Origin of the sequence: Paenibacillus sp. FSL R5-0517, assembly GCF_037974355.1 — a bacterium.
Classification (GTDB): Bacteria; Bacillota; Bacilli; order Paenibacillales; family Paenibacillaceae; genus Paenibacillus.
On sequence record NZ_CP150235.1, the window covers coordinates 5,514,143 to 5,532,936 of the forward strand.

Consider the following 18,794-nt stretch of genomic DNA (forward strand, 5'->3'; position numbering starts at 1 on the left):
TTAATGTATTGTAACGTCTTTATTCTGCAAACTCAAAAAAATCCCGGTACATTGCCTACATTGAAGAGCCAAAATGTACACGATATAATATTAATCATACGCATATCCCTGCGAATCGGGTAATTATAAGAGGTTGTTCAAAAAGCAACAGGAGGTGTTCTTATGATTCACATCGGACTTACCGGATGGGGGGATCAGGAAGATCTCTATCCGAACCGTACCAAAGCCAAAGACAAGCTCAGTCTATACGGACAATATTTCTCCACCGTGGAGGTGGATAGTTCCTTCTACGCCGTACAGCCGCGGGATCGCATGGCACGATGGGCTGCTGAGACGCCTGAATCCTTTGCTTTTATCATCAAAGCCTATCAGGGAATGACCGGACATCTTAGAGGCAAACCCTACTTCACCAGCACGTCGGAGATGTATAAAGCCTTTCGGGAATCACTGGAACCCGTCATAGAAGCGGGCAAAATGCAGGCAGCCTTATTTCAATATCCGCCCTGGTTCGAATGTAATAAGGACAATGTGAAAGAGCTTCGTGAAGTGAAGCTTCGAATGGAGGGCATTCCGTGCGCCCTGGAATTCCGCCATCGCAGCTGGTATGAAGATGACATGCGTGAGCGAACACTTGCGTTCATGAAAGAGCAAGGCTGGATTCACAGCGTCTGTGACGAACCTCAGGCGGGTTTGGGTTCCATTCCCATCGTGCCCCAGGCCACGGATTCGGACATGACACTGGTTCGCATGCATGGGCGCAATGTGTCCGGCTGGCATCAGAATGGTGCACCCAATTGGCGCGAGACCCGTTATCTGTACCGTTACAACAAGGAAGAGCTGTTGGAGTGGAAAGGTTATCTGGAGCAATTGCAGGAGCAGAGCAAGGATGTCTATGTTATTTTTAACAACAACTCCGGTGGCGATGCAGCGGCGAATGCACAGATGATGATGGATCTGCTGGATTTGCCAGTGAAGCCTTTTCCTGATCGCACTGAACCGGAGAAGGAAGAAGGACCGGAGCAGTTGGAATTATTTTGATCCATGTTTGGGGTCAACTAAAAGCGGCAAGCCCGAGGGCATTGCCGCTTTTTTCATCTCGTTATCTATAGCCACTATATCGATTGTCTTCATTTGAATTTATCGAACTTTCGTTAATTATTCAGGGCTCTAAGGTAAGGTCAATGATTCATATAATGGGCATATAGTTGCTCGAAGGTTGTAAAACGTTCGACTTTTCTGCCGACCTTATCATATTCGTCTAGATATTCATCCATCACTTCAAGGAACTTTTCTTTCACAACTGGTAAATTACTTGCATCAAAGTACTGCATAATATCAAATTTCTTAGTTCCTTTCTCCAGAGCCATTTCATCAAGATACCCTTGTGCTCCATAGACCGAAAGAAAGACGTAGGAAGCATCGTTCGTCATAACACTGTTCAGAATTTTATTGCGGTAGTTGCACCACAATTCTTCATATGTTCCCCTCAGATTATCAAAAGTCGGAGCAGGTTTAATTATGAAGTTATCACACATCGTGCTATATAACCTCGTAACACTATTCAACATATTAAAAGAGGCTATTCGAATATCTTCAATGGTATGAGCTTCGATGATTGACATGTATAAGGAATCGAGATCATCAGGAACATAGCGAAACGTACGAATCTCTTCCAAATATCGCTTGATTCCTCGTTGTATGCACGTGTTATTCATACTAACCAAGGCATTGACTAAATTAAACAGAACGTCTGCAGATGCATGTCGCACTGAACCGATATCTTCACCTAGCATCGTATCACTGTATGCTTGCTTAGCCAGATCGATCCATTTATTTGCTCGATCAAGACACGCTTCTCCTATCGGGTTCGCAAGTGCATCAAGTGCTTTTTGCCTGAAGTCGTTCAATCTCTCCAAATCCTCAGGCTTTGCATAGTAGAGTATTTTGAGCTCAGTTAAGCTCGATACGTTGGGACTCTCCAAAGTGGATTGCTCTTGTATTCTTGAATTCCATGGCGTGCAATAGATGTCATATCCAACGTCATCTAAGATAAAGCAATCGGATATTTCCCATCCTTTTTCTGTATTATTAATGATAATTAAATCAAGATCACTCTTCTCGTGATAGTCTCCGGTGCTAAATGAACCTGTAAGCCCAATTATTGCGATATCGTCTATAAAATCTCTTTTTACACGTTCAATCACCATGTTAATGAGTCGTTCATTTTTGCCCAGTAGTGTCTTCTTTATAATTTCGTCCATTCGTTGGCACCCCTTCTTATGATCGGGCCGTTCTTTATCACAACAACCTTAACTTGAGTCTATCGATTTAGATGTGCAGTTACTATGTATAAGTTGATTTAATTCATCTTTGAACAAAATCCGCTAAACCGTCGATAGGACGATTTAGCGGATTTCATTAGTTCTTTGTATAGACAATTTTCTTTATGCTTTCGCAGGACAAGAAATATCGCCCCGCCAACTCCTCTATGCTGACTCCATTGTGGAATAAAGATTTAATCTCAGCGTTTCGAGCAGAGACTCTACTCTTGCTGTTCGTTTTCTCGCCCCATTTTAAATGTGCCTCTTTGGGTTTGGGGATATAAACCAATTCCCCTTGAACGTATTCTTGAATGATACGTAGCAATTCTTCCGGAAAAATTGACTCGGCTTTTGAATATTTCACGGGCCTCACTCCCTTATTTAATAAATCAATAAGGTGCAAAGCCAGTCAGTAGAATATTACGATTCATCGTTGGCAATATGATTGTTTCTAAACTCTATGCAAAGCATTGCCATATCCTCCACTGGCTTTGCATAGAGCCGTACATGTAAGAATCCTACCCCGATTGTTTTCAATAGCCTCACCTCCATGGAAAACAGATAGTTGTTATGTGCTATTATATCAGAGCCTGTTGTTCAAGTGTTTAACGGATGAGTCGCCCTAATGCAAATTGACGGCACCAAAATTCTAAGTATTTTCTGAAATACTTATAGGTAATTATCCGATCCTTTTTTGGTTAAGCCTCAGATAGATGCCTCTGACGGAGCTGCTGGTTCATCTTATGTGCTTCAATACCTGCCAAGAGCACAATGCCAATCCCATGGGTGTCGTTCAGATTCCACCCCAGGTCATCGCGATAATACAAGGCAGTAAACGAGTACCCGGAACCCCGGCATACCCCATATACATTGCCCTTATAGTCAATTGACAAGCGCGTCATTCCCTCCCATCCTTTGCGTACCGCCTCCAGATAAGGCTCTGGCTGTTCCAGCCAGCCTTCGCGAATACCACGGGCATAAGCGTAGATGAACATGGATGTGCAGGAGGTTTCTTCATAGGAATCCGGGCGATTCAGCACCTGATGCCAAAGTCCATTTTCCCCTTGCAGCGCCAGATACCCTTGACTTAGATCACGATAGAAACGTAACAGTTCCGGCCGCTTCGCATGATCATGTGGCAAGATCGTTAACAGTTCGGTCAATGAAAAGAGCACCCACCCGTTCCCGCGTCCCCATGGAATACCTGTTGCCCGACCACGCACAAAATCATACACATGGGACATGATCTGTTGTTCGGGAAGGTATAGGTATTTGCGGAACATCAGGAATTGATTGATCGCATCATCCCAGTACGCCCTATCTCCTGTCAACTGACCATAACGCATCAGAAATGGTGTACTCATATACAAGTCATCACACCACATCGTCTCCTGACGCATCTCCCCGCTGCCGCGAACCCGGTAAAAGGCGCCATCCTCCAGACGTTCCTGCTCATCCGTTATGTAACCCGCAATCCGATCCGCGGTATCTCTTCCACCACGAATATCGCCCAACTCCATCGCAGCAAGCAGCGTGGACCCAAACGAACCGCAATCATCCAGACTGTCGATGGCAGACAGTTGATTATTGATCCCTGCCGCACCGTATGCTTCCCGATCCCACAGACCATAGCGGTCAAATGAAGTGCTCAGTTCAATATGTTGCCGAACATACTGAATGTAATCGTCCCGTCCCAATTCCTGTCCTGTCCGGAGCAGTCCAAGCAAAGTAACACCAAGCGGATAATTCCACTTTCCGTAATGTGTGTTCTCCAGGTAAGGACGAACATGGGTATCGGGAAGATCTACCCGCCAATAGACACCTTGTGCCCCATTATCATACACGGTATCAGTTCGCACGATTTCGGCATGGGATGGTTCAGCGCCAGGAGCAAACACACCTGTGTACAGCCAGGGGTCAGAGCACCCCGCAACCGGATGAGGTGATTTTAGTCTCCAGCCTGTGGAATCCGAACTTACGTCATCTTCCAACCTGAATCCCCATGAGCCACCTTGTTCCTGGATTTCACCTTTCACGACTAGATCCCAAGAACCGTAACGGCGCGGGAGTTCAACGTGCAATTTAGCACTGCTTCCAGCAGAGTATATTTCCTTGCCATCCACATACAGAGTCAAAGCACCATCATGATTGCCTTTTAAAATAATTGGCGTTGATCTTGGTAAGGTTACATCCAGCCTCGTCCAAGCATAGGCCACAGCAGGCTGTTCCATACCATAGATGCGTGCAAATGAACCCTTGCTCTGTTCCTCCCCTGTCCAGTTCCTACGTGGATACCAGGTAAGACCTGTTTCTTCTTCCGCCATGCCATCACGAGGAAGAGATAGTACAGGTTCATCGACAGGTTCTGAATATAACCAGCCTTCCTGACCCTGACGATCTGTCCCAGGAGTAAGGAAATGCAGCGGAAAATTTTTGAATGAGGCTGTTCCGTAGACACCGCCGAATCCCACTTCTGTTTTGACAAAACAAAGCAACACATCATTCCACCCATAGCTCACGGAGATCGGAATCTGGGTTCTTCGCTTGGGAAATAATTCCTGTAACAACTCGGACTTGAATACCTCTTCGCCGTTCACATAAATCGTCACTGGACTATAACAGTTCAGGCCTGTATTTAACGTTGCATTCTGCTCGCTCCATAACTTGCCCCATACATACACGTACTGCCCTGTACGCGCCTCTGCACATTTCTCATTCAGATTCAGGTCGTAGCGATAATCCCCCAGTCTGCGAAAACCTCCCTGATGATAAGCTCTGAACAAAAAGGATTGTTGCGGGTGATCGCCAATATAACGCTGAGCCACCGTGGTCAATATATCCGGAATTGAATCGTACACCTTGCCTGCAATCGCCTCGTTCTCATGGAAATAACGAATGATCGTCAGCCCCTTCCTTATACCTTGATTCGTTCGCTTAGCCGCAATGTCTCCCCACCCTGCACTTCAACTACCTGCTGATCTGCCGTGAACCAAACCGGGATGGCAGACGGATTATGAATGATGGATCGATCGGCTGAACACTCCAGTCGTTGCACCGCTTTCCAATAGGCAATCACTTCGATGTTCGTGGCGTACCAGATGTCGTTCCTGCGACCAATCTTCTCACCAAACTGTTCGATGATCTCCCAGTTGTCGTTATCATTGAACTCATAACTGTGGCCCCAGACGTAGAGTAATAGTGGTGTACCTGTTTTGGAATGTTGGATAAAACGTTCAGCATGCCCCGCCAGATCATGGTTATGATGACAGGTCGGATGCCATTCAAGCGGCCGGTCTGGCAGTGTGTATTTGCTATGAGATTCAACGGTACGAGCATAGTCGATGCCGAGCCACGCAAGCTTTGTGCTTAACGCACGGTCGTATCCTCCATTGGGATAAGCCATGCCTCGAACCGGATAACCGACGAGCTTCTCCAACGCTTTTCGGTCCTCGATAATCTCTTCGGTCAATAGTTCATTCGGAACATAAGGCAGCGTAGGGTGAGTAACCGTGTGAACGGCCACTTCATGACCCGCATACAGTTCAGCAACTTCCCCCGCCTCAATACGTCCTGGATTACCCAGGGTACCGGAGTTCAGATTAAAGGTTCCCCGTAGACCATACCGATTACAGATCTCCACCAGTCTGCGATCATGCACCACTCCGTCGTCATAACTTAGCGTTAACGCTTTCATCACACCACCTGGATAGCGGTCAAACTGAATACGATGTCCCATCCCTTACTTCCACTCCTTTATCCTAATTCTTCAACAGGTACATGACCTGCATCCTGTAATTGATGATGTTCTGAATCAAAATAGGTACCTTCCAGCAGACCAATCAACGTGTTGGTAATCCTCACCTCAATGTCGTTCGCCCCAGGACGCAACCATGAGGTATCTCCCTTCCAGCGATACGGAGACCAGCAACGTACACCCAGACTTTGTCCGTTCACCCGCACTTCCGTTACATCCTGCACCCGCCAATCGCTGAATTCCAGTTCAAATGAGGCAACATCTTCCCCTGGCTCATCCAGCCAGAACGTGCGTTTATAACTCATTTCCCCGGCAAAATAGGGATACAGCGGCTGCGGTTCAGGTCCGATACGAAGGGCCGTGTCCGACTCCCGTACAAGCGAGGTCATGCCTTCATGATGGAACTCCACGCCGAATCTTCCCTGTAGATACAGGGGATCCACGAGGCCATCCTCATCTTTCGTTACCTGCACAATCACTGTCATTTCGTTAAGACCGCTGTGCAGCAGCTCTGTAATATCACAAGCGATATTATTGTAGTCGGTTATTTCAATTGGATCGAATTGTTCCTTTTCAAGCAGATGCCCATTAATCTCCATCGACCAAGTGCCCGAGATCGCCGCTCTGTCCATGAATAAAAGGCATGCAGACAATGCCGTTCTCAGCTCAAATGTGGTCGTATAACGGCACTCGATCGGGTAAGCAACGGATGCCTTTTTCGGTGTGCCAAATACCTGATTAAACTGGACTGGCAGATGCTGCTGCTTCGATAATTCTGCCGCCTGATCAATAAACGGTTTTACAGCTACATGCTGGCTTTCCAGAATCACACCATTAGCATTGGAAGCCTGAAGATGGAATTGTCCCATTCGCAGGATGTTAGGCTGCACCGTTTCCAGTCGCCATGGTCCCTCCGCAGGAATACTGATCTTAGTGGCTTGCTTCACTTCTGCTGAAACATCCGTTTGGAATGTCGAATTTATTGGGTCTGTGACATCCACCTTCGTTGGTCCCGTCTCTACCTTCACTGGTTGTAAAGTAAGGCGTACAACATGCGCTTCGTAAGGCGCCAGCGTTAGTGAAATGCACCATTCCCCGCCACTGCTCGTATACGGCAATGCCTGAAGCTGTCCCGTCTCCAGATCAAGTCGTTCTGCCACCAGACAAGCACCATCTATCAGCTCCGCTCCATCCCACAGCTGTCGGGCAACCAACTTCAATTGCCCCTTCAACTCCTGACCCTCCTGATTAGTCAAGAAAATCATATGCTCCCCAGCCGACAATTGACGGGTGTGCATCAGCAGAGAGGCACTTTCCTCCTCCATGATCCAGCAGATGGGTTCAGGCAATACCTGATCGAGCAGGAGAGAGATTAGCTCCAGCGAAAAGTCATCTCCCTGCCCTGTTCCTGCGGGTAGAAAATAGGCATTCCCCTCACCTTGATGCCACATGGTTTCACGGTTATCGTGATCGGTTGTCACGCTACGGCCCCAGTACACCTCTTGCGGCTGCTCGCCCGCACCAAAGAACTGGGCAGCTTCATCTCCCTCCGGACTTCCCGGCTGGATAGCAATATGCGGAGGCATCCCAACAGAAATGGTGGTCCCTCCCTGCTGAACAAATCGCTTCACCTGTTCCCAGGCCGCGACCTCCAGATTCAGCATCGGTGGCAGAATCAATACGTCATAACGGGCAACGCCAATCTGAATGATGCCATCCGTTAAGTCAGCTTCAGCCAACAATTCGGGATCAAGGTGGTCATAGTCACGTCTGTTCTCGAGCAGATGTGTCGTGATCCGCATCCAGTCCTTCGTCAGACGATTCAATTGCACCCGTTCTGCTTCGTCTTCGCCGCTATACTCGAATCCATGCAGCGGATTGCCCATCAGACTCCAGAATGTCGTCGTTGGGTCAAGTACAGCAATACGAATGTCTGCTGCTCCGGTGCTCATGAGATAGCTCAACCGTCCGGTGTAATCCCCCAACTGCCGGAAATGCTTCCAGTAGGGATTTTGCAAAAATTGAGACGGCGGTGCATCATGCTTCGCAAGCCCACCGATTGTATAAAAAAAGGCGTGAAAATTATAGAAATTGGTGCCCATGGCGGCCATGCGGTCAATCATCCACTTGGCATCCTGTAGCGTCATGGACCAGCCTACACTGTGGAAACATTCAATCAGATTGCGGCTTCGGCCCAGTTGTCTGGCAAGCGAACTGACCATCTTGGGATTGTCACGCATCTTTTGGCCATATCGTTCCAGAATCCACGATAAGGATCGTCCGATTTTCTCATGTGCTGAATCACCGCCTGGCATATGGCTGAACAACTGGGTGGTCATCCGTACGCCAGGTACCTCAGCCGCGTAATTGATTCCTGCTTCCTCACACCAATCATGCACCTGTTTGTGATAGGACTCCCTGAGAAGCAGATGCAGGGACTGATAGTAGTCATACCGAATCCGGTACGCGTCCGGAACATCAGCATATAACAGGGCCGGTAGCGAATCGATCAGACTATAACCACAACGCTCACTGAAATAACAGGGAAGCTGTTGGGACCAGGGGATACGGCCCAGCGGTGCGATCTCATCCGAGAACATGCCTTTGATTACGCTCTCAAATTGATCTCCAACCGCTGCCTTATAACGCTCATGTGTCAGTTCAATAAAACGACTCATCGCTTCCTTATGGCAAGGATCAACAAAGTTGCCGTAATATTTGAAATCATCGATCTCCATCTCTTGAAATATAATCAACTCCCAATCACCCTCGGGCACATCCCACAACAATCGAAACGCTGTTTGGTAGGTGAAGAACCTCTTCCGGTTATACGAGGTGAGTCCGGTCTCCTGATACACCTGGTCCGTCTGGATATTGCCAATTTTATTTCGCAAGTCAATGAATTCATGCCACAACCGTTTGCCCTGTGCATCCTTGGGAATTGCCTTGGCAACCAAGACTCGTCCCCATGGCAGCTCCAGATTCACAGCTTCTCCGCCCTGAACCATCAGTTGATGATGGATGAGCTGACGCTGCTTGGCTTCAGGAAAATCAAGAGTCACTTCCCCGCCAGCCATTCCACTCGGATAAGGATACTCGTCATATAACCATACCTGCATGCCGTGAGCGGCCGCCGCTTCCACTGCAATCCGCACCTTATCAAACCACGCTTCGGAGAGATAGGGAATTTGCAGTCCTTGACGTGGACAGATAAAGAATCCACCCACGCCTTGCACGGCCATCTCAGCCACCTGCCGCTTCATCTGTTCTTCTTCCATATCCCCGTTCCAGAACCAAAAGGGATGAACCCGGTACTGCGCCTCGGGATTACTAAATGCATCCCCGTTCCACATGTCGCCTTCCTCCCTGCCTGTTCAAGAGTATCGTTGGTCTCCAACTACTTCAGTGCAGCGTACAGTTCATTGACTTCTTTCACATAATCATCTCCGCCGTTGTTCTTCCACAGGGTAACAGCATCTTCGAATCCTTTCTCATCAATCTGACCTACAATATATTTGATACGTGCATCGTTAATGATATTGTCCAGCTGCGGCCCTTTCTGAGCATAAACATCAGAGATCAGCGGTTCGCCAGGATTGGCAATGACAATCTCTTCGTTGGCTTTCTGTACCTGTGCAACTTTTTCACGGACAGGTGTCTGTTGCACGCGAAGGGTTTTGTCCTCCGGTACAAACATCAATATCTGATTCAAGCCCTGCAGATCGCGGAGAGCAAGCTTGTCAGTGGAAGGAATGATGTAGTTTTCTTTTTTCTCATACTGCTTGCCTTCCAGTCCATTCCCAAGCAGCGCCTGCAATTCTGGTTCATTGAGTTGGTCCAGGAAGCGCAGTACCTTCTTCAGTTCCTCTTCCGTTTTGACACTGCCTTTGGAGATGGCAATCATTCCGGAATATCCGGACGTTGGCATATCACGCAGCCCCTTCGGACCTTCCATGGCTTGCAGCACATCGACACGTCCTGTCGCATTCGGATCTTTATCCAGTATCTTCTGGTCCATGCGCTGGGCATTATCTGCTACATCCACCATGACACCCGCTTGCCCATTCACAAATGGATCAGGCAGTTTCGTTGCATCCATCACGGCAAAGTCCTTGTTCACCAGACCCTCGCTGTAGATCTGACGAAAAAATTTCAGGGCTTCCATGTATTCTGGTGTCTCATGCGCAGGGATTAGCCCCCCGTTGCCATCATCTCCCCATTTGTTGGGGGCACCGAACCATACCTGCATATTATCCCATGGGCCCGTGAACTTGCTGGCTACCAGACCGTACGTATCATCCTTTCCGTTACCGTCCGGGTCATCCTTCGTGAACGCTTTCAATACATTGTAAAATTCATCAATCGTCTTCGGCTCTTCCAGCCCCAGATTCTCCAGCCAGTCCTTACGGATAGTCACCCCATTACGTCCCAGAGGGCGAGCCCGATATATCCCATACGTTTTGCCATCGATAGAGGCATTGTTGGTGATGATTTCATTCATCTGGCTCAGATTTGGATAGTCCTTCAGATAAGGACCCAGTTCCCAGAATGCCCCTGTCCGGGCTGCATTGATAAAGCTTGGGGATTTCCCCAATACGACCATAATTTGCGGAAGTTTGCCCGAAGCCAGTGTGATATTGAATTTGTCCTCATAGGAACTGCTGGGCACCCATTGCAGATTGACATCAACCTTGGTCAATTCCTCCAGCTTCTGAATCACAGGGCTGTTGTCCGGCGGATTCTCCGCTTCAAAGTTCGGCAGCATAATCGTGAGCTGATCGGTGCCACCCGCAGCGGTTCCTGAATCTGCTTTGTCCGTGGAGCATGCGCCCAGAATTGTACTAAGTACCAATGACGCTGAGAGCAGCAGTGCACCTTTTTTGAATCCAGTTTTTTGTCCCATACGTTCTCCCCCTTGGCTTTAGCCTTTGATTGAACCTAACATGACACCTTTGGCAAAATGCTTCTGCAAAAACGGATACACCAGCAAAATTGGAATCGTACCTACAACGATTACCGCCATTTTGATCGACTGCTCTGGTGGCTGGACAAAATTAGGGTCCATGTTTGCCATATCTCCGACACTGGCTTGCGAGAGCAATACGATCTGTCTCAGCATGACCTGCAGCGGCCATTTGTCACTGTCGGAAATGTACAGAAGTGCCGAGAAAAAGTTGTTCCAATGTCCCACGGCGTAAAACAAGGCAAACGTGGCAATGACCGGCTTCGATAAAGGCAGTACGATTCGCCACAGCACGCCGAGATCCGAACAGCCGTCGATGCGGGCCGCTTCCTCCAGCCCGGGCGGCATTTGCTGAAAAAAATTTTTGACTACTATTAAGTTAAAAGCGCTGATCGCGCCAGGAAGCATAAGGGCCCAGTAAGAATCGAGCAGTCCCAGTCCACGAATGACGAGATACGTTGGGATCATGCCACCGCCGAATAACATGGAGAAGATCACCATGTTCATCATGACGTTACGGCCCCAGAAGTCACTTCTGGATAGGGGATAGGCCATCGTCAGGGTGAAGAACAGATTCACCAGTGTACCTGCCACTGTGATGAAGATGGAAACGCCAATGCTGCGAAAGATCGTGGAAGAAGAGAAAATATACTCATATGCACTGAAAGAAAACACCTTCGGAATAAGGAAAAAACTCCGTTCGGTGATCTCGGCTTCCGTTGCGAAGGAATTCCCTATAATATACAGGAAAGGAAGGACAGTTAATATGCCCAGAATCCCCAGCATGGCGTAATTGAAGATATCAAATACCTTGCCGGCAGGGCTGTTGTATAGACGGCTGTTCATGGGCGCTCCTCCTTAATAAATTCCGGGGTGACCGAATTTTTTCGCAAGTTTATTACTGCCAAGCACCAGAATGATGCCCACCACAGACTTGAATAGTCCAACAGCGGTACTGTAACTGAATGCCCCTTGCGTAATCCCCACCGTGTACACATACGTATCAAATACGTCTGCGACATCCCGGTTGAGGGAATTGGTCATCAGATAGATCTGCTCAAATCCGGTATCCAGAAAATTCCCCAGTCTGAGAATGAGCAAGATGACTATGGTCGTACGAATCGCGGGAAGCGTAATATGCCACATTCGCCGCAATCGTCCTGCTCCATCCACAATGGAGGCTTCATACTGTTCCGTATCCACACCTGCGAGGGCCGCCAGGAAGATAATTGTGCCCCAGCCCATCTCCTTCCACATCATCTGAACAATAATGAGCGGCCGGAACGAACCCGGACTGGAGAGCACATCAATAGGTTTGCCTGTAATCCAGGCGATCAGATCATATAACACTCCGCCCTGCGGGGTCAGAAACACGTACGTGATACTCGCGATAATCACCATGGATACAAAGTGGGGTACATAGACCAGCGTTTGAATGGTTCTTTTGAAGAATGCAACCCGAATTTCATTTAATAACAAAGCGATAATGATGGGTGCCGGGAAAAAGAAGATCAGATCATACAGCGCAAGGACCAGCGTATTGCGTAATAGTCGGAAGAAGTCCGGGTTGGAGAAAAAGTTCGTAAAGTTCTCCAGCCCCACCCAGTTGCTCTCCCGGATGCCCAGAAAAGGCTGGTAGTCCTGAAAAGCAATAATGATTCCCCACATGGGCAAGTATTTAAAGATGACAAAGTACAAAAAGCCGGGAAGCACAAGCACATATAACCATTTGTTTCGTTGGATCTGCCTTTTCCAGTTCGACTCTCGTCTCATGGGCCTTGTTGCCATATCCGCTTGAGCAGTGGCAGTGGCGTTGGTGTTCCAGTCTGTCTTCCCCTTCATCATGTCTCCCCTCCCCTAGTTATGTAAGCGTTATCAATAATCCTGATACTCAGACTATACAGCCCTTCTTTTTCCGGCAACCTTCATTTTTTGCATCGCTACGACTTGATGGTCTAGAAGCCCGCTATAACGCCATTCTTCCTTGATATTGGACATATCGTAGCAGATAGAATTGCACATTTTTGCAGGTTTATCCTTCTTTGTATGACGGTAAAAAAAGAAAAAAACGACATCCGCTAATGCTGGATGCCGGTCAGAAATGACAGACGGATGAACGGTTATTGTCCAAACCATTGTTCGCGATACTGACTCGGGGTAATGCCCTCCTGTTTCTTGAAGATCCGATTAAAATAACTATGCTGATAGCCCACAGCCGCCGCAACATCATTGATTTTCATCGTTGTCTCCCTTAACAATTGCTTCGCCGCATCCATTCTCACACGTGTCAGATAATCAATAAAATTGATGCCTGATACCTGTTTGAATGCCTTGCTCAGTGCATAGGGTGTCATCTGCTCCGCGTCAGCGCAGTTTTCCAGCGAAATATCGCTACGATAATGCGTATCGATATACAACATTGTACGTTCCACCACCTGTTTCAGCGGTTCCTGGGATCGTGCTTCAATCTCTTGGATATACGGTGTGAATACCTCATTCATCATCCATTGTCTCATCTGAAAAGGTTCACGAATACCGGATAGCCGTTCATACATGTTGCAACCACCAAACAGCTTATAAGGTGTCACTCCCGTTTGCAGCATCATGTGCTGAATACTGCCGAGTAATTGCAGCATCATCTGCTGCACCTGAAATTCGGTACTACCCGTCCGCGTAATCTCGCTCATGAATTGTTCCAGCACACGTTCCGCTTCGTCCTGCTTGCCCAGCCTGATCGCCTGCAGCAACTCACGTTCCAGTCCAAGCGGATAGGAAGCTGCTTCGTTTCTGTGGAAACACGCCTCATCCTCCAGATCGAGTATCTGACTTCCTTCCTCCACACTGCGATATGCCACGGCCTGTTCCATCTCGACGAATCGTCCGGGCAGTTCCTGAAGTGAAGCTGCTGGGCGGCTGATCATCAAGGTCACCTTCATTTTGAGCGTTCGTCCAATCACCTCCATGAGCTCCTGTCCCCATAACATCGCTTGTGACTTCACAGGTTCGTCCTGAGGAGCGATCACAAGCATGGCGGAAGACAGGTCATGAAAGTTCATGACACTGATCTGCCTGAAATGATTTTTTGCCACTTCCTGTGTGATATTCACTGCTGCAAAGGTGACTAAACCCTTGTCCTGGCTTCCGAATCTGCCTTGCAGCTGCTCGTATCCCGTAAAATACATCTGCACCAGCAAATACTGCTGACCCTCCAACTCAAATCCGAGATGACGCATCCGCTGCTGGAGATCCTGCTCGTTATAGGCATATAAATGTCCCTGCACAAGTTGTAAGACAAAGCTGTCGCGCAGATGGGGAAGCTGCTCCTGCAACTGGCGATGTGCCGTTACACTGCGGGAGGTCAGTTCGTTCCATTGTTGCTCCAGCAGCTCAAACTCGTCCAGCTTCTCATCCGTTGGTGTAGTTTCGTTTCTGCCAGGCGTAAGCAGGTGCAGCATCCGTGCTACAGGCGAATAGATGCGGCGGGAAGCAAACCAGGATAACAACAATCCCAGGATGAGACTGCCTGCACTCGCAATGACGATGATCTTGGATACCAGCTTGACGGGCGAAGTGACTGAGGTCAAAGGTGCTGCGGAGACGTACGTCCAGTCCGAATCAATCCGACTCAACGAGCCATACGAGACAGAATAGGTCTGATCCTCATATCGGAACAGGAATGAGCGGCTATCGGCATGCAGGGCCACTTCTTTTTTTAGCTGCTGTTCAAAAGCAGAAGTCTCCCCCGCCGTTCCCGGATTCCCTGTAACCAGTGTGTTGCCTTCCTGATCCATAAGGAACGTTAAACCTTCATCATAAGGCGTAAGCGTTTTCAATAAACTGGCGACTTTCTCGTTATCCAGCGTAATAATCAGTGCACCAAATGGATTCATGCTCTCCCCTGGGATCTTATGTACGAGAACGAGTGCATTGCCTGCATCCGTATGCAGTAGACTATTGTTGGTCGAAGGGGCGGTATCTCGGTTGATGCCCGAAACCCAGTCTGTCCAGTACACGTGGTTGCCCATGGAGAGATAACGATCATACGCTTGTACTTTGGCAGCATCATTCAACTCGTTATAATCCCGATTAAACAAGATCGGCTTCGGTTCCTGCAAATATAGCTGTGCTGACTTGATCAACGGGTGGGAACCTTGTAGTACATATAATGTAGTGACGATCTCCTGCGTTTCATTAAAATAATACACAAAATCCAGCGTTCGTAACGCATTGCCAAACCTCGGTTCAAAAGCCCAATGAGATAAGTTCATCTCCAGATAGGCCAGTTGATCATCCACATTGCGTGCCCGATTCTCGATCTGGTTCTGATGCATCCGATTGAATTCGGTTTCCATCCGGCCAACCACCTGTTGATACATCACGATACCTGTGATTAACCCGGGAATACTGGCAATGAGTAAAATAAGCATCAGGCTGTTTCGATAAAATCGTCCTTTATGTCTTCCTGCTTTGAAATCGGATAACCGCTTGAATCTGCCCAATATTCGATCATTCCTCGTCGGTTCCATCGCTACTCACCTGCCTGCTTGCATCGGGTCTGACTGTCATGGAAACTTCCTCAACTCCCTTGAGAATATATGGATGAAATCCTTTTCTTGTATTATACGCATAATCATCAGGTGAATGAAATGATCTGTAACCGATCATTTTTTTAACCAATGTTTTATTAACATGACAAAATGGATTACAATGAGATAAAGCAAACATCAAGGAGGCCTTTTTAATGAAAGAACAGACTTACTTTGAACAAAATAGAGAAAAACACCTGGCAGAACTGAATGAATGGTTATCCATTCCAAGTATCTCCGCCATTTCAGAGCATAAAGAGGATGTTAATCGTGCAGCACAATGGGCAGCAGATGCGCTCACACGTGCAGGCATGGAAAACGTAGAGGTCATTCCAACGGCTGGACATCCGATTGTCTATGCAGATCACCTGCATGCACCCGGCAAACCGACAGCTCTGATCTATGGTCATTATGATGTACAACCTGTAGATCCCCTTAATCTGTGGGACACGCCTCCTTTCGAACCTACCATTCGTGATGGCAAGCTGTTCGCTCGTGGTGCAACGGATGACAAAGGACAGATCTTCCTACATATCAAGGCTGTAGAAGCCATTCTCGCCGAAAACAAAGAACTACCGGTTAACATCAAGTTCTGTATCGAAGGTGAAGAGGAAATCTCCAGTCCGAACCTGCCCATCTATCTGAATGACAATACGGACAAGTTGCGTGCAGACATGATACTGATCTCGGATACGTCCCTGCTTGAAAAAGGGAAACCGGCGATCTCCACTGGCCTGCGTGGTCTATGTTCGCTTCACGTAGATCTGAACACAGCCAATACCGACTTGCACTCCGGTTCATTTGGTGGTGGTGTACCCAACGCACTGCATGCACTCGTATCCCTGCTCGCATCGTTGCACGATGAACAAGGCCGTGTGAGTGTAGATGGATTTTACGATGGCGTTCTGCCACTGTCTCCTGAGATGAGAGAAGAATTTGTGAAACAGGGCTTCAATGAAGAACAGCTTCGTCAAGACCTCGGACTGGAGCAATTGTACGGCGAAGAAGGTTACTCGTTCGTGGAACGTGTTGGCGCTCGTCCAACATTGGAACTGAATGGGGTATGGGGTGGTTTCCAGGGTGAAGGCAGCAAAACGGTTATTCCGAAGGAAGCTCATGCCAAAATCACCTGCCGCCTCGTAGCGGACCAAGACCCACAACATGTATTGGATCGTATCGAAGCACATCTGCGCGCTCACGTTCAACCGGGTGCAACCCTGCATGTGAAACAGATCGAGAAAGCTTTTGCTTTCAATATCGATCCTGCCAATCCCATTCTGCAAAAAGCGGCAGATGCATATGAGCATGTGTATGGCGTTCGTGCCCTCTTTACCAAAGATGGCGGCTCCATTCCGATTGTTGAGAAGCTCTCACGTGTACTCGAAATCCCTGCTGTGATGATGGGCTTTGGTTTGCCGGATGAGAATCTGCATGCACCGAACGAGCACTTCAACCTGGAGAACTTTGATAAAGGGTTGTTGACGATTGTTCAGTTCTTGAAGAGTTTGTAGTCATCACGTTTAAAACCAGTTCATGCTGAGAGCGTGCGGACGTGACGTTCCGGTGCCGAATCGTTCTTTCGATCGCTGTTATCGTCGGATTTTTTGGATTTCCCTTCTCGAAGGGTAAAATCCGACGATAAAGGCGAACGCTCCGCTTCTTCAGAATCGATTTCGTCCCCTTCACTACGTTGCAGCTCTCGCAGACTGATTTTAGGATTGATCCTAACTTTTTATATGGGTTAGGTAATAGGGACAGTAAAAGGACGGTCTTCGGGTCGTTCTTTTTAATTTGATTTTGTTTTTTCATTTGTTTTCTGGTGTTTTTGTTGCTTTGCTACTTTCGGGCTTTGGGGCTTTGTTCTTTGTTTCTTTTGTGATGTTGTAGTTATTTTATTTCTTTAGTGATGCTCTAGTTTGTCCAATCGCTACTTTTCATGATGGAGGGCATTAGTAATATAGAGAGGATAAAAAAACTTGGCTACTGACAACTCTTTGAATGTTGTCTCGATTGTTATGTAATAGCTTGTTTTATCATGGTTGCTTAGAGGATTGGGTGTGAATTGGATGGTGTAGTGTAGCAGATAATCAAAACGATGGGCTTCGGGTTCTCGTACTGTTTTTTGATTTATTCTTCTTCACTCGTTGTAGTTCTTCCTATGACTGATTTTATAGACGGGGTCCCGGTTTGAATGGTTTAGTGTATTAGAGATAACATACGCGACGGCTTATCGACCGTTTTATTAGATTAATTAAGTCGAGGTTTGTTTGGAACGGTGATATCTGGAATATCCACTGGTGGAGTCACATGGTGCGGATCGGGTAACAAATGCCTTAATAGCTATAGGTGCCCTGCTTCACTACAAGGGTGGTCAGCCACGGGGATATCTGAATGGGAGGGTCTTTCGGGATTCCTGCGTTTTGACTTGCTTATGTTCAGCGACTTCGCTTTGGGACTTTTGTCATGAGTGTTTACCTGCTGTTGCGCCCAAGCAAGCTAATCCAAAATGATGAGGTGAATGTTATGTCTGCTTCTCACCTAACCAAACATGCGCTGGCTCACTCGCTCAAATCACTGATGGAGCATACTCCGCTGAACAAGATTACGGTCAAACATCTGGTGGATCATTGCGGATTGAATCGGCAAACCTTTTATTATCATTTTCAGGATATTTACGCGCTGCTTGGATGGATCTATCAGACTGAAGCAGTGGAGAGCCTTACGGAATACCGAAGCTACAGCACATGGACGGACGGATTCTATAAAATCTTTTGTTACATTGAGAACAATAAATCATTCTGCTGCAATACACTCGACTCGCTCGGTCGCACCCACCTGGATACATACCTCTACGAAGTAACGCATGATCTGATTATGGGTGTGATTGATGAGCTAGCCTGTGGGATAAAGGTCCGCAGTGAAGACAAAGAGTTTATCGCCAACTTCTATACCCTGGCCTTCACCGGGCTAATCATTCAGTGGATGAGGGGTAATATGCAAGAACCGCCAAAACAGATTATTGAAAAGCTCAGTGAGCTGATCCAAGGCAATGTCCTGAGGGCACTGCACAGATATGAGGATAAGCTGCCATCCGATTAGGATGCGCGGCTTTTTTTTGCATACAATCTAACCCTAGGTTTTAGACATTTTTCCAAAAGTGACTAAAAACC

Annotated in this window: 12 protein-coding genes; 3 read left to right on the forward strand and 9 right to left on the reverse strand. The window is 47.6% G+C overall.

The genetic code is table 11. The features are described from left to right. Nucleotides 1-162: 162 nt before the first annotated feature. Entirely contained in the window at nucleotides 163-1,038 is an 876-nt protein-coding gene (locus MKX40_RS24635; protein ID WP_339237186.1) for a DUF72 domain-containing protein, read from the forward strand. Between the two features lie 140 nt (nucleotides 1,039-1,178). Here the strand turns inward: MKX40_RS24635 and MKX40_RS24640 are convergent, their stop codons facing one another. The 9 genes from MKX40_RS24640 to MKX40_RS24680 all read right to left on the reverse strand — a co-directional run bounded on the left by MKX40_RS24640 (nucleotide 1,179) and on the right by MKX40_RS24680 (nucleotide 15,564). Next, complete coding sequence (locus MKX40_RS24640) at nucleotides 1,179-2,261, reverse strand: nucleotidyltransferase domain-containing protein (RefSeq protein ID WP_339237188.1); 1,083 nt, start codon at nucleotides 2,259-2,261, stop codon at nucleotides 1,179-1,181. Between the two features lie 157 nt (nucleotides 2,262-2,418). Next, complete coding sequence (locus tag MKX40_RS24645) at nucleotides 2,419-2,685, reverse strand: CD3324 family protein (protein ID WP_339237191.1); 267 nt, start codon at nucleotides 2,683-2,685, stop codon at nucleotides 2,419-2,421. Nucleotides 2,686-3,019: 334 nt separating this feature from the next. Continuing rightward, entirely contained in the window at nucleotides 3,020-5,179 is a 2,160-nt protein-coding gene (locus tag MKX40_RS24650; RefSeq protein ID WP_339237194.1) for a glycoside hydrolase family 88 protein, read from the reverse strand. A gap of 56 nt (nucleotides 5,180-5,235) precedes the next feature. Further along, complete coding sequence (locus MKX40_RS24655) at nucleotides 5,236-6,057, reverse strand: polysaccharide deacetylase family protein (protein WP_339237197.1); 822 nt, start codon at nucleotides 6,055-6,057, stop codon at nucleotides 5,236-5,238. A gap of 17 nt (nucleotides 6,058-6,074) precedes the next feature. Then, a complete protein-coding gene (locus tag MKX40_RS24660) occupies nucleotides 6,075-9,428 on the reverse strand; it encodes a glycosyl hydrolase (RefSeq protein WP_339237199.1) in 3,354 nt (1,117 codons plus the stop codon). Between the two features lie 44 nt (nucleotides 9,429-9,472). Continuing rightward, the gene (locus tag MKX40_RS24665; protein WP_339237202.1) at nucleotides 9,473-10,978 is read right to left on the reverse strand and encodes an extracellular solute-binding protein; all 1,506 of its coding nucleotides are present in this window, start codon (nucleotides 10,976-10,978) and stop codon (nucleotides 9,473-9,475) included. Nucleotides 10,979-10,996: 18 nt separating this feature from the next. Continuing rightward, the gene (locus MKX40_RS24670) at nucleotides 10,997-11,884 is read right to left on the reverse strand and encodes a carbohydrate ABC transporter permease (RefSeq protein ID WP_253440410.1); all 888 of its coding nucleotides are present in this window, start codon (nucleotides 11,882-11,884) and stop codon (nucleotides 10,997-10,999) included. A 12-nt stretch (nucleotides 11,885-11,896) separates the two neighbouring features. Continuing rightward, complete coding sequence (locus MKX40_RS24675; RefSeq protein WP_339243194.1) at nucleotides 11,897-12,826, reverse strand: sugar ABC transporter permease; 930 nt, start codon at nucleotides 12,824-12,826, stop codon at nucleotides 11,897-11,899. Nucleotides 12,827-13,158: 332 nt separating this feature from the next. After that, entirely contained in the window at nucleotides 13,159-15,564 is a 2,406-nt protein-coding gene (locus MKX40_RS24680) for an AraC family transcriptional regulator (RefSeq protein ID WP_339237205.1), read from the reverse strand. 215 nt (nucleotides 15,565-15,779) lie between these two features. Between MKX40_RS24680 and MKX40_RS24685 the strand changes: the two genes are divergently transcribed. Continuing rightward, on the forward strand, nucleotides 15,780-17,135 hold the full coding sequence (locus MKX40_RS24685; protein WP_339237208.1) for a dipeptidase: 1,356 nt from the start codon (nucleotides 15,780-15,782) through the stop codon (nucleotides 17,133-17,135). A 1,012-nt stretch (nucleotides 17,136-18,147) separates the two neighbouring features. Further along, nucleotides 18,148-18,723, forward strand: a complete 576-nt coding sequence (locus MKX40_RS24690; protein ID WP_339237211.1) for a TetR-like C-terminal domain-containing protein — start codon at nucleotides 18,148-18,150, stop codon at nucleotides 18,721-18,723. Nucleotides 18,724-18,794: the final 71 nt, after the last annotated feature.